We start from the raw sequence: 22773 nt of genomic DNA on the forward strand, positions 1-22773 counted from the left end.
GGTCAGCGCGGTCGGCGCCCGACGTACGCGGTGCGGGTCCCGCGGAGGGCGACGCCCGGGATCCGCGCCAGGGCGTGCGGTCCGTCGTCGTCGAGGAGGGCGTCGAGGGCCGCGCGGTCGCCCGCGTCCAGGCGGTCGGCGGCGCGGTCGCGGACGCGGACCAGCCACGCACGGGCGTAGGGCAGGGTCGCGGCGGCGGCGATGGGATCCGCCGGGTCGGGGTCGATGCGGAAGACGCGCGTCGCGACGTCGACGATGCCGGCGTCGCGCAGCCACGGCGCCCAGTCCGGGTGCGCGGGGCCGCCGGCGCCGCCGTGCGTGACCGCGTCGTCGAGGCGGTCGGCGAGGCCCGGGCGGGCGAGGTCCGGATCGAGGTCGTCCGGCAGGAAGCGGGGCGGGCCGTCCATCTCGACGACCGCGAGCATGCCGCCCGGCGCGAGCCCGTCGTGGATGCCGGCGAGGAGGCGCGCGGGGTCGGCGACCTCGTGCAGCATGAGCGACGCCCAGACCAGGTCGGCGGGCGGCAGCGCGGGCCAGCCCGCGTCGAGGTCGGCGTGCGCGGTGCGGATGCGGTCGGCCAGTCCGTCGACGACCGCGCGCTCGGCGACCCGGTCGAGCATGGCGGCGCTCGCGTCGACGGCGTGCACCACGGCCCGGTCGAAGCGACGCGCGAGCGCGACCGTGCCGGTGCCGGTCCCCGCGCCCAGGTCGACGACCACGCGGCCGGCGGTGTCGCGCGCGAGGCGGCGGACCCAGGCGGTCAGCTCGCGCTGGTGCGCGTGCAGGATGCGGGCGTCGAGGTCGAGCATGCGGGCGAGCGACGGGTCGGCGGGGCCGTGGCCGGAGGTGTGGTGCGGGTGCGGGTGCGGGTGCGTCATGGATCCAGGGTGGCGGACCTCTGCGGCAGACGCATACGATCTTGCCCATGACGCAAGAGCCCGATGTCGACGCCCTCGTCCGCCAGCGCATCCGGAGCCTGCGGGAGGCCCGCGGCTGGTCGCTCGACGCGCTCGCGGCCCGGTGCTTCCTCAGCCCGTCGACGCTCAGCCGCATCGAGACGGGTCACCGGCGCATCGCGCTCGACCAGCTCGTGCCCATCGCGCAGGCCCTCGAGACGTCGCTCGACGCGCTCATCGAGTCGGGCGACGACGCCGACGTCGTGATCCGCCCCCAGGCGGACTCGGAGGCGGGGCGCACGATGTGGATCCTCTCGCGCGGCGGAGCCAGCGGATCGGGCCCCTTCGTCGCGAAGATGCGCGTGACGCCGACGCGGCCCCTGCCGGTGGACCAGCTCGGCGTGCACCCCGGGCGCGACTGGTTCACGGTGCTCTCGGGAACGGCGCGGCTCCAGCTGGGGGAGCGGACGATCCTCGTGGAGGCGGGCGACGCGGCCGAGTTCTCGACCATGGTCCCGCACGCCATCGGCGCGCACCGCGGGGTCGTCGAGATCCTCACGATCCTCGACCGCGACGGGCAGCGGGCGCACCTGCGGACGACGGGGACGGGTCCCGGCGCCCGCGCGGGGGACGACGCGACGGAGCGCTAGCCGTCGGACGGCGGGGTCTCGGGCATCGGCTCGACCGGCGTCTCGGGCTCCGGTGGCGTCGTCGGCTCGGGGGGTTCGACGGGGGGCACCGTCGGCTCGACCGGCGGATCCACGGGTGGTTCTACCGGGGTGGGTGACGTCGGATCCGGCGTCGGCACGGTAGGGGTGTCCGTCGCGGGCGGGTTCGTGGGCTCGGCAGGCTGAGTCGGGTCGGGCTGCGACGGGGTGTCGCCGCCGCTCCCGGGGTTCGACGGGGTCCCGGGGTTCGAGCCGCCGCCACCGGTCCCGCCGCCGTTGCCCGGGTTGAAGATCCCCGTCCCCGGTCGCGTGCCGGGCCGCGACGGGACGCCGGGCGACTTGGGCACGACCGGGAGCGCGATGCGCTCGGGAGCGGGCGTGGCGAGCGTGAGGGTCACGACCGTGCCGGGCGGGACGCGCGTGCCGGCGGCCGGGTCCTGGCTCGCGACGATGCCCACGTCCTGGCGCACGAACGCGCCGCCGCCGGTGCCCGCGAAGGCGATGCCGAAGCCGGACGCGGCGAGCGTGTCGCCCGCGTCGGCGCCGCTCATGCGCGTCACGTCGACCATCTCGACCAGGCCGTCGGCCGAGACGGGGAGCGGGTTCGCCGGATCGGTCGCGTTCGGCACCGGGCGGGAGTCGGAGATCTCGATGGGGTCGGGGTCCGCGACGTCGTCGGCCGGCGTCGGCAGCGCGGAGGCGACCGCGCCGCCCGCGATGAGCGCGAGGGCGACGCCGGTTGCGAGGCCGCCGGCGGCGCGGGTGCGGATGCCGGGGATCCAGGCCGCCCCGCTGCGGAGGAGCGGGATGATCCCGGCGACCAGGGCGACGACGCCGAGCGCGATGAGAAGGCCGGGCATCCCGGCGATGACGGCGGCGGCGGCGACGAGCACCGCGGCGACCGCGAGCGCGGCCCACGGCCAGGTGCTGCGGCCGCGCAGGGCCGGCGCGGTGGCGGCGGCGCGCGGGGTCGGCGCGGAGGCGGCGCTCGTGGCCGGGCGCGGCGGCGCGAAGCTGCCGGCCACGGAGGAGGTGCGCGGAGCGGGAGCGGGAGCGTCGAGGGGCACACCGGTCGGCGGCGCCGTCGGGAGGCCGGTGGGAGGGGCGACGGGTGCGCCGGTCGGCGGCGCCATCGCGTAGCCGGCGGGCGGCGCGACAGGAGCACCCGTGGGCGGGGCGAGCGGCGCACCGGCGGGCGGGGCGTCCACCGAGGCGTCGACGGCGGATCCCGTGGGCGGGGCGAGCGGCGCGGCACCGGGCGCGTAGTCCTCGGGTAGCGGCGACTCGGAGATCAGCTGGGGCTCGGGCGTCGAGGAGGCGCGGCCCGGGAAGACGCGGCGGCTGGAGACGAGCGACGTCCAGCGGGCACCGTCCCAGAAGCGCTGGTTGCCCTCGCCGTCGCCGAACCAGCCGGGCTCGTCGGACGACGGCGTGACCGACGTCGGGGAGGCGGGCGGCGGGGTCGACGACATGGTGCTCCTCAGCAGAGCGTTCCCCAGGTGGGGGAACTGCTCCTCGGCTCAGATTAGGCGGCGCCCGGGCCGGCCGGGAAGCCCGGTCGCGTCACCGGGCTGCCGCCCGCACCCCCAATCAGGGGCGCGGCGACAGCGGGACGAGGTCGACCGCGAGGCTGCGCGTGCCCGCGAGGCGGACGTCGTCGGCGCTGCCGACGAAGGCGACGCAGGCGGGATCGCCCGGGCGCGGGGCGCCGTCGACAGCCGCGACGGGTCGGACGGGGGCGGTGGTGGGGGAGACGCGGGACCGGATCGCGGAGCGCGCGGCCCGCCAACGCGCGGCCGCGAACAGCAGCGGCGGCAGCAGCCCGTAGAGCACGGCGTCCGGCTCGATCACGATCTGCGGCACGCCCGGCACGAACGACAGCGCCGCCCCGACCGCGACCAGCGCTACGGGCGCCGACCAGCCCACGCGCCCCGCGAGCCCGGAGACCGCGACGGTCACGACGAGGAAGGAGACGACCCAGGCGATGATCTCGGGCATGCGCGGCTTCCGGTGGGGCGGGCGGGGGACCGTTCGGGTCGGCGTGGTCGCGGGGATCAGCCGGTGCGGATGCGCGTGCGGGCCGCGTCGAGGTCGCGCGCGTCGAGCCCGTGCCCGCCGGGTCGCACGTGGGAGGAGACGTCGGCGCCGCGGCTGAGGGCCTCGCGCACCGTCCGCTCCACGTCGACGAGCGGCGCCATGGCGTCCGCGTCGCCGTTGAGCAGCGTGATCCGCGTGCCCGACAGGTCGGCGGCCGGCTCCCGGCCGCCGAGCGGCCAGCGCGCCGAGAAGGCGATCGTCGCGGTCAGCGCCGACGGGTGCAGCAGCGTGGTCGCCAGAGCCATGTTCGCCCCGTTCGAGAACCCGACAGCGAGGATCTCCCGGTCTCCCAGAGCGTAGGCCGACCGGGCCTCGGCGACCAGGTCGGCGAGATCGGCCGCGCGCGCGACCACGTCGTCGACATCGAAGACCCCTTCCGCGTGGCGGCGGAACCAGCGGGCGGCGGATCCCTCGCGCACGCTCCCGCGCGGTGCCAGCACCGGCTGCCCGGACGCGAGGAGCCGCGCGAGCTCGAGGCCCTGCCGCTCGTCGGCGCCCGTGCCGTGGAGGCCGAGGATCACGGGGCCGGTGTCGGCTCCCGGCTGGAACTCGTGGGGCGTCGCGTCGAGGAGCGCGCTCACGCGGCGGATCCGTCGACCGGGACCTGCTCCTCGTCGGGCAGGCGCAGCGGCGGCACCGCGGCCTCGATGTCGGCGCGGCTGGGCTCCAGCCACGGCGGGAGGCGGAGGCTGCGGCCGAGCTCGAGCAGCGGCTCGTCGATGTCGAAGCCGGGCGTGTCCGTTGCGATCTCGAACAGCACGCCGCCGGGCTCGCGGAAGTAGATGGAGGTGAAGTACTGGCGGTCGAGGATCTGCGTCACCTGGTGCCCGCGATCCACCAGCTCGTCGCGCCACGCCTGCTGCTCGACGCGGCCCGGCACGCGGAACGCCACGTGGTGCACGGTCCCGCCCGCGGTGAGGCCCTGCTGCGCGCCCGGGTCGGCGACGAGGTCGACGATCGCGCCGGGCCCGCCGTCGCCTGCGGCGAAGCGGAAGCGGCCGTCGCGCTCGTCCACGAGCCGGAGCCCGAGGTCGTCGGTGAGGACGGACGCCGTGCCCGCGGGATCCCGCACGGTGAGCACCGAGGAGTGCTGGCCGCGGATCGCGTGCTCGGCGGGGACGTCGGCCGAGTCCCACGGCGCGCGCGGGTCGTCGACGGAGGAGGCGACGAGGTCGATCTGCAGGCCGTCGGGGTCGCGGAGCGAGAGGCGCTCCTCCTCGGATCCGGTCGACGAGATGGACGACGCGACGCCGACCTGGCGCAGGTGCTCGGCCCACCAGCCGAGGCTCCCGGCGGGCACGGAGAACGCGGTCGTCGTGGACTGGCCGGCGCCGACGCGGCCTGCGGGCACGCCCTTCCAGGGGAAGAAGGTGAGGAGCGATCCGGGCCGGCCCTCGGTGTCGCCATAGTAGAGGTGGTAGCTGCCGGGACTGTCGAAGTTCACCGTGCGCTTGACGAGGCGGAGGCCCATCGCGCGCACGTAGAAGTCGACGTTCCGCTGCGGGTCGCCGCCGATGGCGGTCACGTGGTGCAGTCCCTGGGTGCTGGCGGTCATGAGGCGCTCCTTCCGCGCGGCCCGGTCGGGCCACATCCATGCAAACGCATGGGGCTGCGGATCATTCCCGGAGGGACGGCGACGTGGTGTCAGCCCAGCTGCTCGCGCGCCAGCTCGCGCACCAGCTCCTCCCGGATCGTCGCCTCGTAGGCCGTGCGGTCGAACGCGAACTCCAGCACGCGGTCGGCGCCCATCGAGGCCCACGGCTCCACCACGCGTTCCGTCTCCGTCTCCTGCTTCTGCTCCTCGGCGCGTCGGCGGCCGAGGCCGAGGAGACGCCGCGTCCGTCTGGGGGACCGAGGCGTACTGGAGGTCCACATCCCGTCGGGCCACTCGAATCGGAGACCCCGCCACAGGACCCGGTCGTCGTCGAAGACGAGGTCGGCGGCGTGGAAGCCGCAATAGGGGTCGCCGCAGCTGCTGCAGGAGAGGATTCCGATGCGTCCCTCCGGCAGGTCGTCGACGAGGGATGGTCCCTCGCCGAGCAGCGATCGGAGGAACGCCGGTCGATCGAAGAACGGCGCGCACTGCGCGCCCGGCGTGGTGACGACCGCGATGGCCGCGTCGGCATCCACGCCGTCGAGCGTCATCGTCCGCGGGTGCGCCGGCTTGCCGTCCGCGCCGATCGAGTCGCTGAAGTCGAGGCGGGTGAGGGCGGTCATGCGCTCATGGTGCCATCCGGGCGGCGCGCCGCGTCGGGCCCCGCCACGGGGCTGGTACTCAGCGCGCCTCAGCCGCCGACGGCCCGCCGCACCAGCTCCACGACGCGCTCCGCGTTCGCGGGATCCACCGCGGTCAGCGCGTACGACGTCGGCCACATGGTGCCCTCGTCGAGCTGCGCCGGATCCTGGAAGCCGAGCGTCGAGTACCGGGTCCCGAACTTCGAGCCCGGCTGGAAGAACACGACGGGCTTGCCGTCGGCGTCGGCGTAGGCCGGGAAGCCGTACCAGGTCTTGGGCGCGAGGTCGGGCGCGTGCTCGAGCACGATGCCGTGCAGCCACTCGGCGATCGCGCGCTCCTCCGGCGGCATCGCGGCGAACGCGTGGAGCACGCCCTGCAGCGCGGCGGCCTGCTTGTCGGCGGCCTTCTGGGCCTTGGCCTCCTCGCGCAGCTCGCGGGCACGCTGCTTCATCGCCTCGCGCTCGTCCTTCGAGAAACCGCTGTCGGTCATGTCCGCTCCCTCGCGTGGTGGTCTGCCTGGAGCGTGGCAGGTGGGCGGGGAGCCGACAAGCGCCCCGCGGATCTGCACCCCGGCCGGACGGCGTAGCGTCGGATCATGAGCACCCACGAGCAGGACCAGCCCATCATGGACGGCGCCGGCGAGGCCACCGCGGACGAGAAGCGCGCCGGGCTCGCCGAGCAGGTCGCCTACGACCACCGCGACAGCGGATCCGAGGCCATGGCCGCCGACCTCGACCGCCGCACCGAGGACGCGGGACTCGGCGAGGGCCCGGCCGACCCGGCGGCGACGCAGGCGACGTCCACCGGCAGCGACGGCATCGAGGGCGAGGCCGACGCGGAGGTCGACGGGCCGCACCCCGCCTGATCCCCGACACGCCCGCGAGGAGCCGACCGGAATTCCCGGGCGGCTCCTCGTCGTTGGGGCAGGGGATGACCGACAACCGAGACACCCTCGCCCGCACGTCCGCCCCCGCCGCGTCGCCCCGCTCCGACGGAACCGGCCGCACCGCCCTCGTGGTCGGCGCGACCGGCATCAGCGGATCCGCGCTGGTCGACCAGCTCACCGCCGAGGGCTGGGACGTGCTCGCGCTCAGCCGCCGCGCCGGGGCCGACCGCCCGGGTGTCCGCTGGATCAGCGCCGACCTCCGCTCCGCCGACGACCTCCGCCGCGTCCTCGCGCCCGAGAAGCCCACGCACGTGTTCTTCACGGCGTGGTCGCGCCAGGCCACCGAGCAGGAGAACATCGACGTCAACGGCGGCATGGTGCGCGACCTCCTCGCCGCCCTCGACGGCGCGCCCGTCGAGCACGCCGCGCTCGTCACCGGCCTCAAGCACTACCTCGGGCCGTTCGAGGCGTACGGGCAGGGCGCCATGCCCGACACCCCCTTCCACGAGGAGGAGGAGCGCCTCGAGGCCCCGAACTTCTACTACGCGCAGGAGGACGAGCTGTTCGCCGCCGCCGCGCGCCAGGGCTTCGCGTGGTCGGTGCACCGCTCGCACACCGTCATCGGGCACGCGGTCGGCAACCAGATGAACATGGGGCTGACGCTCGCGGTCTACGGATCCATCTGCCGCGACCTCGGCCTGCCCTTCGTCTTCCCGGGCAGCGCGACCCAGTGGGACGGGCTCACCGACGTCACCGACGCGACCGTGCTCGCCGACCAGATGATCTGGGCGTCCACCGCCGAGGCCGGCCGCGACGAGGCGTTCAACGTCGTCAACGGCGACGTCTTCCGCTGGCGCTGGATGTGGCCCCGCCTCGCCGCGTACTTCGGCGTCGAGCCGGTCGGCTTCCAGGACGCGCCGCGTCCGCTCGAGCAGCAGATGGCGGGCTACGAGGACGAGTGGGCGCGCGTCGCGCGCGAGGCCGGACTCGCGGAGTCCGACCTGGACCGCCTCGCGTCGTGGTGGCACACCGACGCGGACCTCGGCCGCGACATCGAGGTCGTCACCGACATCAGCAAGAGCCGCCTCGCCGGCTTCCACACGCATCACCGCACGCTCGACAGCTTCCTCGGGCTGTTCGAGCGCTACCGCGCGGAGGGCCTCATCCCGCGCTGATCGTCCGCGCGGGCGCCGCGGGTCCCGCGGCCGGTCGCGTCCCGTAGGCGAGGCGGCGGATCGCCCACTCGGCGGGACCCGCCCGGCCGGCGCGTTCCAGCGCCACGGCCACCGCGACCGTGACGAGCCAGACGCCGATCGCGATCAGCGCGATGCGGGCGGTCCCCGCGCCGACGCCGAGGCCGAGCGACCACGGCTCCAGCAGGATCGCGAACAGCACCGACTGCAGCAGGTAGCAGGTCATCGAGCGGCGGCCCACGGCGATCAGGGCGCCGAGCACCGGGCCGGTCGCCGGATCCCCGCGGAGAGCCCGCACCGCGACCGCCCAGCCGACGATCCCCATCAGCCCGAGCGCGCCCGCGACCCCCGTCGCGCCGTGCAGCACACCGAGCAGGTAGAGCGCCACGGGACCCGCGTCGAGCGCGCCGACCGCCGCGAGCACCAGCGGGATCGCGCCGAGCACGCTGACGGGCATCCCGACGAGCGCCAGACGACGGAGGAGCGGCAGGTGCGCCGCCGGGTCCTCGAGCACGCGGCGCCGGCCGAGCAGGATCCCGAGGGCGCCGAGCGGCACGAGCTGACCCACGAGGACGGGGGTCGCGACGAGGAGACCCGCGAGCGTGACCGCCCGACCCGCGAGGTCACCGAGGAACGTGGCGCCGTCGCCCATCCCGAGCACGCCGCCGGTGCCCTCCGGAGCGGCCAGTCCGTCGGCTCCCGCCACGACGAGGAACACGACGGCGGAGGTCGCCGCGAGGACCGTGAACGCGCGGTCGGGAGCGCGGTACATGGCGGCGAGGACGAGCCCGAGGATCCCGTACGACAGCAGGATGTCGCCATCGAACAGCAGCACCACGTGCAGCGCGCCGAACACCATCAGCCACAGGCTCCGGCGGAGGAGCAGCCGACGGGCGCGCGGTCCGTCGACGCCCGCGGCCGCCTGGCGTCGCAGGATCACCGCGAAGCCGTACGCGAACAGCATCGTGAACAGCGGGAACGCGCGGTTGTCGACGAGCGTGCCCACGAGGGCGTCGGCGACGTGGTCGAGCGGCGTGCCGTCCGTCGGGCGGCCGAGCGGGCCGATCGGGCGGTCGGCGATGGAGTAGACGGAGTTCGCGAGCGCGATGCCGAGCAGCGCGATCCCGCGGAGGAGGTCGGGGGCGAGGCTGCGCTCCGCCGCGGGCGTCGGGCCGGCATGGGCGACGGGCGCGGGGGATCCGGGGAGCGGGGTCACGGATCCAGCCTGCCCGGTGCGGACGCGCGGCGCCTCCGCCGGGCGGGAGACCGGTCGCGCATCCACCGATCGGCCGATGCCGTGGATCGACCGCCCGGCCGTTCCGCTCCCGGCCGCCGACCGCCACGCTGGATCCATGACCACAGCAGCCGTCGAGGAGCACGTCCGCGTGCGCGACCTCGAGAAGACCTACGGCACGACCACCGCCCTCCGGGGCGTCAACTTCGACATCCACCGCGGCGAGACGTTCGCCCTCCTCGGGCCGAACGGCGCGGGCAAGTCGACGACCATCGAGATCCTCGAGGGGTACCGGCTCCGCACCGGCGGATCCGCGACCGTGCTGGGCGTCGACCCCGCGACGGGCGGCCGCGCCTGGCGCGCCCGCATCGGGATGGTGCTCCAGTCGAGCTCCGAGAGCGGCGCCATGACCGTCCGCGAGCAGGTCGCCCACTTCGCCGCGATGTACCCGCGACCGCGCGACGTCGACGCGACCATCGAGGCCGTGGGCCTCACCGAGAAGGCCGGCACGCTGCTGCGCGCGCTCTCCGGCGGCCAGCGACGGCGCGTGGACGTGGCGCTCGGGATCATCGGGCGCCCCGAGCTGCTCTTCCTCGACGAGCCGACCACGGGCTTCGACCCCGAGGCGCGGCACCGGTTCTGGGACCTCATCCGCGAGCTCAAGGCGGAGGGCACGACCATCCTCCTCACCACGCACTACCTCGATGAGGCGGCGCAGCTCGGCGACCGGGCCGCGGTGATCGCGGGCGGGCGCCTGGTCGCGATCGGCCGGCTCGACGAGATCGGGGGAGAGGAGGCGCGGGTCCCGCGCGTGCTCTGGCGCGACGACGACGGATCCCACGACGAGCGCACGCGGACGCCCGGGGCGTTCGTCGCGGCGCTGTCGCAGGCCACCCCCGGCGGCGAGCCGCGCGACCTGCGCATCGTCCGGCCGAGCCTCCAGGACGTCTACCTCGGGCTGCTCGCGCAGGCCGGCGCGACCGGCGCCCCGACCCCATCCGCCGCTCCCGCGACCGCCGAGGAGGTGGCGGCATGACCGCCGTCCGCCCCGCGCGTCCCGGCGCGGACCGCGTCCCGGCCCTGCCCGGCGTCCTCCCGCTCGGGATTCACCGCGTCCGCTACGAGGTCCGCCGCTACTTCCGGCAGACCGACACGATCATCTTCACGTTCCTCTTCCCGGTCATCATGCTGTCGATCTTCTCGGTGGCCTTCGGCTCGTCGGGCAACCTCGGCACCGCGCCCGACGGATCCGGCGGCGTCAGCGCCGCGGCCTACTACCTGCCCGGCATGATCGCGGCGGGCATCCTCCTCTCGGGCGTGCAGAACCTCGCGGTCGACATCGCGATGGAGCGCAGCGACGGCACGCTCAAGCGCCTCGCCGGGTCCCCGCTGCCCGTGCTCTCGTACTTCATCGGCAAGGGCGGGCAGGTCGTCGTGACTTCGCTCCTGCAGATGGTCGTGCTGCTCCTCGTCGCCCGGTTCGCGTTCGGGGTCGAGCTGCCGACGGACGCCGGCCGCTGGGCCACGTTCGCGTGGGTGTACGCGCTCGGGATCACGTCGTCGGCCGTGCTCGGCATCGCGCTCAGCCGCATCCCGCGCTCCGGGGCCTCGGCCACGGCGGTCATCACGCCGATCGTGCTCGTGCTGCAGTTCATCAGCGGCGTGTACCTGGCCTTCACGATGCTGCCGACCTGGCTGCAGGACGTCGCGGCCTTCCTGCCGCTCAAGTGGATGGCGCAGGGCATGCGCGCCGTCTTCCTGCCCGACGCGCTCGCGGCGTCCGAGCGCGGCGGCTCGTGGGACCTCGCGGGCGTCGCGGTCGTCCTCGCGATCTGGCTGGTCGGCGGCACGATCGCCGCGGTCGCCACCTTCCGCTGGATCCGCCGGGACTCCTGAGCGGTGCGTGACCACGACGCGGGATGGCAGGCTCAGGGGATGATCCCGACCCGCACCGTCCACGTCGCCTACGCGGTCACGATGGCGCTGCTGGTCGTGCTGACGATCGGCGCGGGGAGCGACGCCGGCGGGGGCGCGTGGGGGGCCGTCGCGGCGATGTCGGCCCTCTACCTCCTGCTCGGCCGCCGTGCGCTCGAGGCCTCCGCGGCCGCGTCGGCGGCGGGGGCCGGCCCGGTGGTCCCGCTGCCGTCGGCGGTGGTCTTCCTCGCGCTCGTCATCCCCGCCGCCACCTGGGGCGTCGCGAGCCTGTCGTCGTTCGCGATCGTGCAGTGCGTGCTGTGCCCGCTCGTGTGGTTGCTGCTGGACCGGGTGCGCGACGCCGTGATCGGGACCCTCATGCTCACCGGATCCATCGCCGTGGGCTTCGTGGTCGGCTTCGGCGACCTGCCGGACGCCTTGCCGACCATGGCCGTGTCGCAGGGGCTGAGCCTCGGCGGGAGCATCGCCCTCGGGCTCTGGATCACGCGCATCGCCGACCTCAGCCACGAGCGTCTGCATCTGCTGGAGGGGCTCCGCGCGGCGCAGGCGCAGGTCGAGGAGCTCGGCCGCGAGGCGGGAGCCGCCCGCGAGCGGGAACGGCTGTCGGCGGACATCCACGACACGGTCGCGCAGGACCTCACCGGCCTCGTGATGCTCGCGCAGCGCGGCCGGCGGGAGCTCCGCGGCGGTGAGACGGACGCGATGGACCGGACCCTCGCCCAGCTCGAGGACGGCGCGCGCGACGCGCTCACCCAGACCCGCGCGATCGTCGCCGCCACCGCGCCCGTCGAGCTCACGGACGGCCTCGCCCAGGCCCTCGCCCGGCTCGGCGCGCGCCTGTCCCGCGGGACCGGCGTCCCGGTCGAGGTGCGCGCGGACGCGGGCGTCGGATCCGTCGACCGCGACGCCGAGGTCGTCCTCCTCCGCTGCGCCCAGGAGGGCCTCGCGAACGTGCGCCGCCACGCGGGCGCGTCCGCCGCGGAGCTGGTCCTGGATCGCGACGGCGACGACGTCGTGCTCGTGATCCGCGACGACGGCCGCGGCTTCGACGCGACCCGCGCATCCGGCGGGTACGGCCTCGACGGGATGCGCCGGCGCCTCGACGCGGCCGGCGGACGCCTCGAGGTCGTGAGCGCTCCCGGCGGCACGCGGCTCACGGCGCGCATCCCCGCCCACGCGGCACCCGCGGCGGACCCGGCCGACACCCCGGCCGCGACCCCCGTGCGGGCCCGCGCATGACGCCCGCACCCGTCCGCGTCGCCGTCGTCGACGACCACCCCGTCGTCCGCGCCGGCCTCGCCGCGCTCCTCGCCTCCGCCGACGACATCGACGTCGTGGGGCAGGCGGCCGACGGCGAGGCGGCGGTCGCGCTGGCCCTCGCCGAGAGGCCCGACGTCGTCCTCATGGACCTCCGCATGCCCGGGCTCGACGGCGTCGGCGCGACCGCGCGCATCCGCGAGGAGGCGCCGGACGTCCGCGTCCTCGTGCTCACGACCTACGAGACCGATGCGAGCATCCTCACCGCCATCGAGGCGGGCGCGAGCGGCTACCTCCTGAAGGCGGCGCCCGAGGAGGAGATCCTCGCGGGCGTCCGGGCGGCGGCCCGCGGCGAGGTCGCCCTCGCGCCGGCGATCGCCGCGGCCCTGGTCCGCCAGGTGGCGCGGCCCGCCGCTGAGCCCGTCGTCCCGACGCCGACCCTCAGCCCGCGCGAGACCGAGGTACTCGCGCTCGTGGCGGCCGGCCGCACCAACGCGCGCATCGCCCTCGAGCTGCACGTGACGCCGGCGACCGTGAAGACGCACCTGCTGCACGTCTTCGAGAAGCTCGGCGTCGGCGACCGGACCCGTGCGGTCACGCTCGCGATGGAGCTCGGGCTGCTGCCGCCTGCCGCTCGCCCCCCCCCGCGCGGCTGAGCCCGCGGCCGGCCGGCCCGGCGCCCCGCCCCCGTCCGCGGGGCAGCGGCGGTAACGCTTGGATAACGTCTCCCGGAAGCCATGTCCACGGCTGCGGAAATGGATAAGTTCTGACCGACGACAAACGCACGGACCGCCGCGACCCGGCCGCTCCGCCGGGCGTCGCCCCGCACGGCACCCGCACCACCACCTGCACTCACCGCACCAGCACCCGACCCGAGGACGCGTCGGAGCACCCAGGCCCTCGCGACGACGCGACCGCCGGGTGCCCGCACGACCCGGACGGGCCACCCGAGAGGACCCGCCGCCATGGCATCCGGACGTAACGCACGAAAGATCAGCTCCCTCCTCCTCCTCGCCGGCGTCGCCGTCGGCATGACCGCGTGCGCGCCCCAGGGCGCCACGAACACCGGCTCCGGCGGCGGCGACGCCGCGGGCGGCACCGAGTGCAACGTCGGCATCTCGATGCCCACGCGCAGCCTCGAGCGCTGGATCAACGACGGCGAGGGCCTCAAGACCAAGCTCGAGGGCGACGACTGCACCGTCGACCTCCAGTACGCCGACAACAAGACCGACGCGCAGATCAGCCAGATCCAGAACCAGGTCGCGGGCGGCGCCAAGATCCTCGTGGTCGCGGCCGTCGACGGCAAGACCCTCGGCCCGGCCCTCGAGGACGCGAAGAGCCAGGGCGTCACGGTCATCGCCTACGACCGCCTCATCAACGGCACGGACGCCGTCGACTACTACGCCACCTTCGACAACTACAAGGTCGGCACGCTGCAGGGCGAGTTCATCCGCGACACGCTCGACCTCGACAACGCGGCCGGGCCCTTCACGCTCGAGCCCTTCGCCGGCAGCCCCGACGACAACAACGCCGGCTTCTTCTTCGGCGGCGCGTGGGACGTGCTCCAGCCCTACGTCGCGAGCGGCAAGCTGACCGTGCCCTCGGGCAAGTCGCCCGCCACGAGCGCCGATTGGCAGTCCATCGGCATCCTCGGCTGGGGATCCGACGACGCGCAGGCCGAGATGGACAACCGCCTGCAGTCGTTCTACACGGGCGGCCAGAAGGTCCAGGTCGTCCTCTCGCCCAACGACAGCCTCGCGCTCGGCATCGAGGCGTCGCTCGCGAGCGCCGGCTACGCGCCCGGCGCCGACTGGCCCGTCATCACCGGCCAGGACGCCGACAAGGCCAACGTCCAGGCGATCCTCGCGGACAAGCAGTCCATGACCGTCTGGAAGGACACCCGGGCGCTCGGCGACCAGGTCCAGAAGATGATCGGCGAGATCGTGAAGGGCGACGAGGTCACCGTCAACGACACCAAGTCGTACGACAACGGCAAGAAGGTCGTCCCGTCGTTCCTCCTCGACCCGCAGGTGGTCGTGAAGGACGACGTGCAGAAGACGCTCGTCGACTCGGGCTTCCTCAAGGCGTCCGACATCGGCCTGTAGCCCCACCCGCGGCCGACGGGCGCCCGGCACCTCGCCGGGCGCCCGTCGGCCGCGCATCCGTCTCCACCCGGCGGGCGCCTCCCGGCGGCCGCCACCGACCCGAACGGGAACCAGGAGCAGCAATGGACGACGTCATCCTGCAGATGACCGGCATCGTCAAGGAGTTCACGGGCGTGCGCGCCCTCGACGGCGTGGACGTCACCGTCCGCCGCGGCGAGGTGCACGCCATCTGCGGCGAGAACGGCGCGGGCAAGTCGACGCTGATGAAGGTGCTCAGCGGCGTCTACCCGCACGGCTCGTACGAGGGCACCATCACGATCGACGGCCGCGAGGTCCGCTACGGATCCATCAACGACAGCGAGCGCGACGGGGTGGTCATCATCCACCAGGAGCTCGCGCTCAGCCCCTACCTCTCCATCGCGGAGAACATCTTCCTCGGCAACGAGATGTCGCGCGGCGGCGTCATCGACTGGAACAGGACCAACCTCGAGGCCGTCAAGCTGCTGAAGCGCGTGGGGCTCGACGAGAACCCGGCGACGCGCGTGCTCGAGCTCGGCGTGGGCAAGCAGCAGCTCGTGGAGATCGCGAAGGCGCTCTCCAAGGAGGTGAAGCTCCTGATCCTCGACGAGCCGACCGCCGCGCTCAACGACGACGACTCGGCGCACCTGCTCGGCCTCATCCGCCTGCTGCGCGACGACGGCATCACGAGCATCATCATCAGCCACAAGCTCAACGAGATCCGCGCCATCGCGGACGACGTCACCGTCATCCGCGACGGCAGGACCATCGAGACGTTCCCTGTCACCGACTCGGACGAGATCGAGACGCGCATCATCCGCGCCATGGTCGGCCGCCCGCTCGACGCGCAGTTCCCGCCGCGCGACCCGCACATCGGCGAGGAGAAGCTCCGCGTCGAGGGCTGGACCGTGCATCACCCCGTGGACGTCGACCGCGTCGTCGTCGACGACGCGTCGTTCACTGTCCGCGCGGGCGAGGTCGTCGGCTTCGCGGGCCTCATGGGCGCGGGCCGCACCGAGCTCGCGATGAGCATCTTCGGTCGCTCCTACGGCACCGGCATCACCGGCCGGATCTTCAAGGACGGCAAGGAGATCCGCACCCGCACCGTGAGCGAGGCCATCAAGAACGGCATCGCCTACGCGACCGAGGACCGGAAGCGCTACGGCCTCAACCTCATCGGCAGCATCACGGTGAACGTCTCGGCCGCGGCGCTCTCCAAGCTCGTCAAGCTCGGCGTGATCGACCGGCACCGCGAGTACGCGGTCGCCGACGACTACCGCAAGAGGATGAACATCAAGACGCCCGACGTCGCGGGGGTGGTCGGCAAGCTGTCCGGCGGCAACCAGCAGAAGGTCGTCCTCAGCAAGTGGATCTACTCGGGTCCCGACGTGCTCATCCTCGACGAGCCCACCCGCGGCATCGACGTGGGGGCGAAGTACGAGATCTACAGCATCATCAACCAGCTCGCGGCCGAGGGGAAGGCGGTCATCGTCATCTCCTCCGAGCTGCCCGAGCTCATCGGCCTCTCGGATCGGATCTACACGATCGCCGAGGGGCGGCTCACCGCCGAGGTCTCCCGGGCCGACGCGACACAGGAGGAGCTGATGCGGCACATGACCGCCAGCCGGAAGTCAGGAGTCGACCAGTGACCGTCACCGCCGAGCAGGCCACATCGCCGAACGCGCCCGCGCCCGACGGCGCGAGGACGCGCAAGCGCCGCCGGATCGACCTCCGCCAGTACGGGATCCTCGCGGCGCTGGCCGTGATCATCCTGCTGTTCCAGATCCTCACCGAGGGGCGCCTGCTCTACCCGGGCAACGTCGCGAACCTCATCCAGCAGAACGCGTACGTGCTGATCCTCGCGATGGGCATGGTCATCGTGATCATCGCGGGCCACATCGACCTGTCGGTGGGCTCGGTCGTCGCGACCGTCGGCGCCGTGGCCGCGCTCAGCATGAACGAGTGGGGGCTGCCGTGGGGGTCCGCCGTCGTGCTGTCGCTCGTGGTCGGCGCGCTCATCGGGGCGTGGCAGGGCTTCTGGGTGGCCTTCGTCGGGATCCCGGCGTTCATCGTCACGCTCGCGGGCATGCTCGTGTTCCGCGGCGTCGCGCTCGTGCTCCTCACGGGCGGCACGATCTCGGGGCTCCCCGCGGAGTTCAACTCCATCGGCTCGGGCAACCTGCCGACGACGGGCGCGCCCGACCTCCTCACGCTCGGCATCGGCGCGCTCGTGTCGGTCGCGCTCGTGGTGCAGCAGCTGCGCACCCGCGCGACGCTCCGCAAGCTCGAGCTGCCGCGCGAGCGGGCGATCTCGTTCTGGATCCGCACCGCCATCGCCGTCTTCGCGATCATGTACCTCTGCTACCTGCTGGCGTACAACCGCGGGACGCCGATCATCCTGATCATCCTGGCGACGCTGGTGCTGCTCTACTCGTTCCTCCTCACGCGCACGGTCTTCGGCCGGCACGTGTACGCGATGGGCGGCAACCTGTTCGCCGCGATGATGTCGGGCGTCAAGACGCGCTGGGTCAACTTCTTCATCTTCGTGAACATGGGGCTGCTCGCCGGCCTCGCGGGCGTCGTCAGCACGGCGCGCGCGGGATCCGCGGTGGCCTCGGCCGGCCAGAGCTTCGAGCTCGACGCGATCGCCGCGGTGTTCATCGGCGGCGCGGCGGTGCAGGGCGGCGTGGGCACGGTGGTCGGCGCGGTCATCGGCGGCCTCGTGATGGGCGTGCTCAACCAGGGCCTGTCGATCCTCTCGGTCGATGCAGCGTGGCAGCAGGTCATCAAGGGCCTGGTGCTGCTCCTCGCGGTCGCTTTCGACGTCTACAGCAAGCGGCGCTCCGGGCGCTGACCCGCGACGCGGTACGACCCTCGGCCCGGCCGCTCCCTCACGCGGGGGAGCGGCCGGGCCGTCCGTCGTCCGGGTGGGGGCGGATCGCGCGCGGTGCCGGTCGCCGCTGCCAGCCTCCGCACATGGGACACGGACCGCACGGCGCGCTGTCGCGCGACGAGGTGGCAGCACGACTGGATGACGGATGCGCCTGGCGCATCGCGTGGTGCTCCGGTGCGCGGCTCCCGGAGTCGCGCGGAGCCGGGCCGACGCTGCCCGATGGCGTCCTGGACCGGGTCCCCTCGCCGGCGAAGCTCCGCCGGGGCGTCCTGCCCGGAGGTCGCAACTGGATGCTGGTGGTCGAGCGCGAGGAGGCCGGCCGGCCGGTGCTCCTCGTCGACGAGGGCCCCGAGTACCGGCACGTCTGATCAGCCGCGGTGGCGTCCCCGCGGGCGGACGGCGGCGGGGGACGGGTCGGCCGCGTCGACGCCCGGGTGCGAGGGGTCCGCGCGGGCGGCCTCGGCGACGCCCGCGACCATCGCGTCGGAGTGCACGTGGTCGCCCTCGGCGACGACGTCCGCGGCGGCCGACGCGGTGCGCCAGCATCGGGTCTGCACGGCGCCCGTGATGATCGTGACCGCCGCGTAGGCGAGGAGCGCGACCGCCGCGGCCGGGATGATCCAGCTGCGGGCCTGCCCGTTCACGGCCTGGTTCGCCCAGCCGACGAGCGGCACCGAGTACCAGACCTCGCCCTGGATCTGGGCAGGCGTCACGGGCAGCGAGTCGGGCGACGCGTTGTTGTCGCCTGTGAACGTGAAGGAGCGCGTGCCGTCGGAGGCGGACGCGATGGCGGTGATGCGGTGCGTGATGACCGCGGGGTCGCCCGAGCGGATCTGGTACGTCGCGACGTCGCCCACCTCCAACGCGTCGGGGTCGACGGGCCGCACCACGACGAGCGTGCCGGGCGGGAGCGTCGGCTCCATCGACTGCGTGAGGATCGTGAGCGGGACGGCCCCCGAGACCTTCGGCACCACGAGCAGCACGGCCGCGAGCGCGATGACGAGCAGCAGGATCCCGACGCTGAGCCCGACGGCCGCCGAGCGGGCGAGCTGCGTGACGCCGCCGCGAGGCCGGGTGCCGGCCTCGAGCTCGACGGGGGCGAGGTCGTTTGCGGGGCGCCCGAGGGCGTCGCCGTGCCGTGCGCGTCGGCGGGCGAGGAGGTGGGGCATGTTCTGTCGTCCGGGTCGGGTGGGTGGGGTCAGGAGCAGCGGAAGCCGCGGGCGCCGCTCTGGGTGAAGGCCACGACCGTGCCGCTCGCGACCTGGCGGACGACCTGGTTCTGGGAGTCGAGGAGGTCGACCGTGACGCGGATGGTGCCGTCGGGCGCGAGGGTGGCGGGCACCTCGGATCTGCTGATGGTCGCCTTGCCGTAGTAGCCCTGCGAGGTGGCGATGCGCGTGTCGTCGACCATCACGTTGTAGTTCGACTCGAGCGAGGAGACCGAGGTGTCCCACCCGACGACGACGTACCAGTTCCCGTCCTGGGGCGTGCAGGCGAACCCGCCCGTGACGGCGGGACCGGCGGCGGTCTGGGTGGCCGTCGTGGAGGCGCGGCCGGTCCAGCTGCCCGATCCGAGCACGACGCCGAGGGTGCCGGTGACGGTGGCGGACCCGCTCGTGGGGAACGACGAGGCCGTGGTGCGCACGCACCAGGTGGCGCGGGCGCCGCCCGCGAGCGTGCCGGAGATGCGGGGCGGCGAGGCCCAGGTGCCCGACACGGATCCGGAGCCCACCGAGGCGGTCGCGGAGCAGCTCGTCGCGGTGGTGCTCCACGCGACGACCCGGGTGGCGCCGGCGAGGTCGCGGTCGGCGGAGGTGGACGTGGTGGCGGAGACGGTGCCCGTCCACGGGCTGCTGCCGCTGCCCGTGTTGGTGACGACCACGGTGGCGGTGAGGCTCGGGCTCTGCGAGGAGACGGCGCCCGCCAGCTGGTCGAAGCCCGTGCTCGTGACGGAGACCGTGGCGGCGCGGACCGACGTGCTCGTGGTGGTGCTCGACGACCAGAGCGCGTAGCCCGCGGTGCTGCCCGCCCCGACAAGGAGGACGGTGAGGCCCACCAGGAGCGCCAGGCGGCCGCGGCCCACGCGGCGACGCGTGCGCGTCACGGCTTCACCTGCGTGCCGGTGAGGACGAAGGTGAGCTGGCCGGTGGATCCCTGCACGCTCTGCGGCGCGTCCTCGTCGAGGACGACCTCGGAGCAGACGATGGCGGACGCGCCCGGCTGGATGCGGACGAAGCCGCTCGAGGTGGTGAGCTGACCCGGGCGTCCGGACCACGTGGTGGCGCCGGAGACGCAGGCGGACGTGGAGGCGACCGGGCCGATGCGCACGGAGAGCTCGCCGAGGAAGGCGCTGTTCGATGAGGTGCCACGGCTGGAGACGGCCACGTCCAAGGGTACCGTCCCCGTGTTCTTCGCGGTGAAGGTGCCGATGGCGCTCTGCCCCGGGAGGAGACGCGAGGAGTCGAGGGCCGGCTGCTGGGTGATGACGAGGCCGCTCGTCCCGCTGGTGACGCTCGCGGGCTTCGTGCTCGCGGCGCCGTTCCAGAGGGCGTAGCTGCCGCCGGTCGCGGCGAGGGAGGCGACGGCGACCGCGGTGAGGAGGCCGGTGGTGAGCCAGGCGGCGCGGAGGGGGCTGCGCCGGGCCGGTCGTGCGGAACGACGGCCGTGCGCGGGACGCGGGGCGGGGGCCTCGTTCCTGCGCATGCCGTCCTCGTTCCGGGTGGTGGTGGTGCGGGTGGTGGGGGTGGAGCCCCCTCCCCGCGGGTGACGTCACCGCGAGGAGGGGAGACCGGGGACTAGATCGCGCGCTGCGTGAGCGTGAAGGCGAGCTTGTCGAAGGAGAGCGAGCCGTTCTGGCCGGTGGTCGCGTCGGAGGGGAACGTGACCGTGAGGACGACGTTGACCTTGGAGGCGGACGTCGAGGGCTTGACCGTGAACGTGTTCGCGGCGGAGGCGGGGGTGATGCTGGCGTCCTTCGAGGTGACGTCGAGCTTCGTGGTGATGGCCGCCTTGAGCGCCGCGTCGCCGGTGATGGAGACGGGGTTGTAGGTGAGGTCCGCGGCGAGCGAGTCGCCGGTCGCCGTGACGGTCAGCGCGCTCGTGTACTGGAGGACGTTGCCCGGGACGATGCGGTAGGTGGAGGGGTCGATGACCTTGCTGCCGCCATTGGTGATGTCGGTCCAGACGCCCGCGGTGTCGGCGGAGATGGCCAGGTTGCCGGAGGAGACGCTGGAGGCCGCAACCGTGGCGTTGGCGTTCCACAGAGCGAAGCTGCCGGCGCCGCCGAGGAGGAGGACGATTCCGGCGGCACCTGCGACGGCACCGGAGACGATCTTGTTCATGGGGTTTCCTGTTCTTCGCGCGGTGTGCCGCGCATGCTCATGGGGAGTCGGCGGGTGGGTGGCCCGCCGGTCGTCTCCGGTCCCGCATCGGCGCTTCAGCAGCGCTCCCGCGATGTCGTACCGGTGTTTCCTTCGACACGCATCACTCTGACGGAGCGGTCTCAAGCCACCCGCTGGGGATCCGCAAGTACCCCCGAGCTTTCCCGCAAGCCCGACCCGGCTTCCGCTCAAGGGCCCGTGGGCTGTCCGCGGACGGTCCGACGCGATCCGCGCGGTGGCGCGGACGGGGCTCTCCGCGTCGCCCGGTCTAGGCTCGGTCCACGGCGTCCCCCGACGGCGGATGGAGGAGGACAGCGCATGACCCCTCCCGAGCCCGTGGCCCGGATCTCCGCAGACGACCGGCGCCGGCGCGGATCCACCCGCGCGCAGATCCCGTTCCTCCTCAGCTGCGCGGCGGTCGCGGTCATCGTCGCGGTGGTCGAGCCGTCGGTCCAGCGCGACCCCTGGTACGCGGCCGCCATCGCCATGGTCCTGCTCGGCACCGTCGTCGCCCTCGTCGTCGGGGCCAGCCGGATCCCGTCGGCCGTCCTCATCGCCGTGCCCGCGCTCGACCTGCTCGCCGTGGCGTTCATCCGCGACGCGACGGCCGCCACCCTCCCCGCGGCCGCGCTGCTCGTGATCTTCCCGCTCCTCTGGCTCGTGTTCGGCTTCCCGTCCGGCGGCGTCCCCGTCGCCATCGCGGGTGCGCTCGCGATCACCGTGTTCCCCGTCCTCCGCGCCGGCGGCCTCCCCGCGACGAGCGCCGGCTGGGCCGACCTCGTCGCCGGGCTCCTCCTCACCGCCCTGCTGGTCACCGCAGGGGGCCAGGCGGCGGCGACGCAGCGCCGCGACCAGCGCGAGCTGGCGGAGTCGACCGCGGCCCAGGACCGGCTCCTCGCGGAGTCGCGCGAGCAGACCGCGACCATCCGCGACGTCGCGGACGCCGTCGACGTGGGCATCGTCTTCTTCGACGCCGACGACCGGCCCGTGATCCGCAACGCGGCCGTCCGCACGCTCCTCGACATCGCGGGGTACGACCACGAGACGGGCATGGCGACCTCCGCCTACGGATCCGACCGCGTCACGCCCGTGGCCCGCGAGGGCAAGGTCCTGATGGAGGCCGTGTACGCCGACAAGGTGCACGGCCCCGTCTACTGGGTGGGGGAGCCGGGCAACCAGCGCGCCCTCGTGCTCTCCGTGCGGCCGATCGGCCGCCGGCCCGGCCAGCTGACGGGCACCGTGCTCGGCGCCTACGACGTGACCGACCTCGCCCAGGCCGTGCAGGTGCGCGACGAGTTCCTGGCGACCGTGTCGCACGAGCTGCGGACGCCGCTCACCAGCATCGTCGGCTACCTCGACCTGATCGACGAGCTGCACGATCCCGCCGAGCTCGGCATCCAGGACGAGCTGGCCGTGATCCAGCGGAACGTGGCGCAGCTGTCGAGCATCATCGGCTCGCTGCTCGAGGGGGCCGACCACGCCCCCGCCCTGCGTCGCGGCCCCGTCGACGTGACGGCGCTGGTCGACGGGGTCGTGCGGCGGGCCGCCGCGCGCGCGGCCGATCGCGGCCTGGTGCTCGAGGCGCGGCTCGAGCCGGGGGTCCGGATGGACGGCGACGCGGATCGCCTGACGCAGGTCGTGGAGGCGCTCGTCGCCAACGCGCTCCTCTTCACCCCGTCCGGCCGGATCGACGTGGTCCTCGCGCGCGAGGGCGACGACGCCGTGATCTCCGTCGTCGACACGGGCGTCGGCCTCAGCGAGGAGGACCAGCGCCACGTGTTCGACCGCTTCTTCCGCGCGCAGTCGGCCCGTGACGGCGCCGTCCCCGGGATCGGCCTCGGCCTCTCCATCGCCGAGCGGACCGTGACGGCGCACGGCGGCACGCTCCGCATCGCGAGCCGCCTCGGCCACGGCACCCGCGTGGTCGCGACTCTCCCGGCGGGCCCCGACGCGACCATCCCGTAGCCCTCCTCAT

General features: G+C 74.2%; 24 protein-coding genes. 12 read left to right on the forward strand and 12 right to left on the reverse strand.

All coding sequences use genetic code 11. From position 1 onward, the window contains the following. Positions 1–2 precede the first annotated feature (2 nt). Positions 3–878 carry a class I SAM-dependent methyltransferase gene (locus CMN_RS05855; RefSeq protein WP_015489925.1) on the reverse strand — a complete coding sequence of 292 codons (876 nt, stop codon included), beginning with the start codon at positions 876–878 and terminating at the stop codon, positions 3–5. 47 nt (positions 879–925) lie between these two features. Between CMN_RS05855 and CMN_RS05860 the strand changes: the two genes are divergently transcribed. Next, the gene (locus CMN_RS05860; protein ID WP_015489926.1) at positions 926–1546 is read left to right on the forward strand and encodes a helix-turn-helix transcriptional regulator; all 621 of its coding nucleotides are present in this window, start codon (positions 926–928) and stop codon (positions 1544–1546) included. Here CMN_RS05860 and CMN_RS05865 read toward each other — a convergent pair. The 6 genes from CMN_RS05865 to CMN_RS05890 form a co-directional block, all read right to left on the reverse strand. Further along, the gene (locus CMN_RS05865) at positions 1543–3036 is read right to left on the reverse strand and encodes a PASTA domain-containing protein (protein ID WP_015489927.1); all 1494 of its coding nucleotides are present in this window, start codon (positions 3034–3036) and stop codon (positions 1543–1545) included. The two genes, CMN_RS05860 and CMN_RS05865, sit on opposite strands and share 4 nt — an antisense overlap. A gap of 118 nt (positions 3037–3154) precedes the next feature. Then, positions 3155–3562 carry a hypothetical protein gene (locus tag CMN_RS15300; protein WP_041465248.1) on the reverse strand — a complete coding sequence of 136 codons (408 nt, stop codon included), beginning with the start codon at positions 3560–3562 and terminating at the stop codon, positions 3155–3157. A gap of 56 nt (positions 3563–3618) precedes the next feature. Then, on the reverse strand, positions 3619–4242 hold the full coding sequence (locus tag CMN_RS05875; RefSeq protein WP_015489928.1) for an alpha/beta hydrolase: 624 nt from the start codon (positions 4240–4242) through the stop codon (positions 3619–3621). Continuing rightward, entirely contained in the window at positions 4239–5216 is a 978-nt protein-coding gene (locus CMN_RS05880) for a ring-cleaving dioxygenase (RefSeq protein WP_015489929.1), read from the reverse strand. The genes CMN_RS05875 and CMN_RS05880 overlap by 4 nt, the downstream gene beginning before the upstream one ends. An 89-nt stretch (positions 5217–5305) precedes the next feature. Then, positions 5306–5878, reverse strand: a complete 573-nt coding sequence (locus CMN_RS05885) for a hypothetical protein (protein WP_015489930.1) — start codon at positions 5876–5878, stop codon at positions 5306–5308. Positions 5879–5946: 68 nt separating this feature from the next. Beyond that, a complete protein-coding gene (locus CMN_RS05890; RefSeq protein WP_015489931.1) occupies positions 5947–6387 on the reverse strand; it encodes an iron chaperone in 441 nt (146 codons plus the stop codon). Positions 6388–6492: 105 nt separating this feature from the next. On the opposite strand from CMN_RS05890, the gene CMN_RS05895 reads away from it, so the two are divergent. After that, positions 6493–6762, forward strand: coding sequence for a hypothetical protein (locus CMN_RS05895; protein ID WP_015489932.1), 270 nt, complete (start codon positions 6493–6495; stop codon positions 6760–6762). 65 nt (positions 6763–6827) lie between these two features. Then, positions 6828–7958, forward strand: a complete 1131-nt coding sequence (locus tag CMN_RS05900; RefSeq protein ID WP_015489933.1) for an SDR family oxidoreductase — start codon at positions 6828–6830, stop codon at positions 7956–7958. Here CMN_RS05900 and CMN_RS05905 read toward each other — a convergent pair. Further along, positions 7945–9192, reverse strand: coding sequence for a DUF418 domain-containing protein (locus CMN_RS05905; protein ID WP_015489934.1), 1248 nt, complete (start codon positions 9190–9192; stop codon positions 7945–7947). The genes CMN_RS05900 and CMN_RS05905 overlap by 14 nt on opposite strands. Positions 9193–9328: 136 nt before the next feature. On the opposite strand from CMN_RS05905, the gene CMN_RS05910 reads away from it, so the two are divergent. The 8 genes from CMN_RS05910 (at position 9329) to CMN_RS05945 (ending at position 17786) form a co-directional block, all read left to right on the forward strand. Beyond that, entirely contained in the window at positions 9329–10246 is a 918-nt protein-coding gene (locus CMN_RS05910; protein ID WP_015489935.1) for an ABC transporter ATP-binding protein, read from the forward strand. Continuing rightward, the gene (locus CMN_RS05915; protein ID WP_015489936.1) at positions 10243–11106 is read left to right on the forward strand and encodes an ABC transporter permease; all 864 of its coding nucleotides are present in this window, start codon (positions 10243–10245) and stop codon (positions 11104–11106) included. Before CMN_RS05910 ends, CMN_RS05915 begins: the two co-directional genes overlap by 4 nt. 39 nt (positions 11107–11145) lie before the next feature. Beyond that, on the forward strand, positions 11146–12384 hold the full coding sequence (locus CMN_RS05920; RefSeq protein WP_227077761.1) for a sensor histidine kinase: 1239 nt from the start codon (positions 11146–11148) through the stop codon (positions 12382–12384). After that, positions 12381–13058: a response regulator gene (locus CMN_RS05925; RefSeq protein ID WP_015489938.1), complete on the forward strand. Its 678-nt coding sequence runs from the start codon at positions 12381–12383 to the stop codon at positions 13056–13058. The genes CMN_RS05920 and CMN_RS05925 overlap by 4 nt, the downstream gene beginning before the upstream one ends. A gap of 309 nt (positions 13059–13367) precedes the next feature. Next, a complete protein-coding gene (locus tag CMN_RS05930) occupies positions 13368–14507 on the forward strand; it encodes a substrate-binding domain-containing protein (protein WP_015489939.1) in 1140 nt (379 codons plus the stop codon). A gap of 122 nt (positions 14508–14629) precedes the next feature. Beyond that, on the forward strand, positions 14630–16174 hold the full coding sequence (mmsA, locus tag CMN_RS05935; RefSeq protein ID WP_015489940.1) for a multiple monosaccharide ABC transporter ATP-binding protein: 1545 nt from the start codon (positions 14630–14632) through the stop codon (positions 16172–16174). After that, entirely contained in the window at positions 16171–17379 is a 1209-nt protein-coding gene (mmsB, locus tag CMN_RS05940; protein ID WP_015489941.1) for a multiple monosaccharide ABC transporter permease, read from the forward strand. The genes mmsA and mmsB overlap by 4 nt, the downstream gene beginning before the upstream one ends. A gap of 122 nt (positions 17380–17501) precedes the next feature. After that, positions 17502–17786 carry a hypothetical protein gene (locus tag CMN_RS05945; RefSeq protein WP_015489942.1) on the forward strand — a complete coding sequence of 95 codons (285 nt, stop codon included), beginning with the start codon at positions 17502–17504 and terminating at the stop codon, positions 17784–17786. Here CMN_RS05945 and CMN_RS05950 read toward each other — a convergent pair whose 3' ends face one another. The 4 genes from CMN_RS05950 to CMN_RS05965 all read right to left on the reverse strand — a co-directional run bounded on the left by CMN_RS05950 (position 17787) and on the right by CMN_RS05965 (position 20759). Beyond that, positions 17787–18587, reverse strand: coding sequence for a signal peptidase I (locus tag CMN_RS05950; RefSeq protein WP_015489943.1), 801 nt, complete (start codon positions 18585–18587; stop codon positions 17787–17789). Positions 18588–18616: 29 nt separating this feature from the next. Further along, entirely contained in the window at positions 18617–19522 is a 906-nt protein-coding gene (locus CMN_RS05955; protein WP_015489944.1) for a hypothetical protein, read from the reverse strand. Then, positions 19519–20121: a hypothetical protein gene (locus CMN_RS05960; protein WP_015489945.1), complete on the reverse strand. Its 603-nt coding sequence runs from the start codon at positions 20119–20121 to the stop codon at positions 19519–19521. The genes CMN_RS05955 and CMN_RS05960 overlap by 4 nt, the downstream gene beginning before the upstream one ends. A gap of 92 nt (positions 20122–20213) precedes the next feature. Next, positions 20214–20759 (reverse strand): alternate-type signal peptide domain-containing protein, encoded by a 546-nt coding sequence (locus CMN_RS05965; protein WP_015489946.1) that lies wholly within the window; start codon positions 20757–20759, stop codon positions 20214–20216. 357 nt (positions 20760–21116) lie between these two features. Here CMN_RS05965 and CMN_RS05970 point away from each other — a divergent pair, with 357 nt between their 5' ends. Further along, the gene (locus tag CMN_RS05970) at positions 21117–22763 is read left to right on the forward strand and encodes a sensor histidine kinase (protein ID WP_015489947.1); all 1647 of its coding nucleotides are present in this window, start codon (positions 21117–21119) and stop codon (positions 22761–22763) included. Positions 22764–22773 lie beyond the last annotated feature (10 nt).

The organism is Clavibacter nebraskensis NCPPB 2581, from assembly GCF_000355695.1.
GTDB lineage: Bacteria > Actinomycetota > Actinomycetes > Actinomycetales > Microbacteriaceae > Clavibacter > Clavibacter nebraskensis.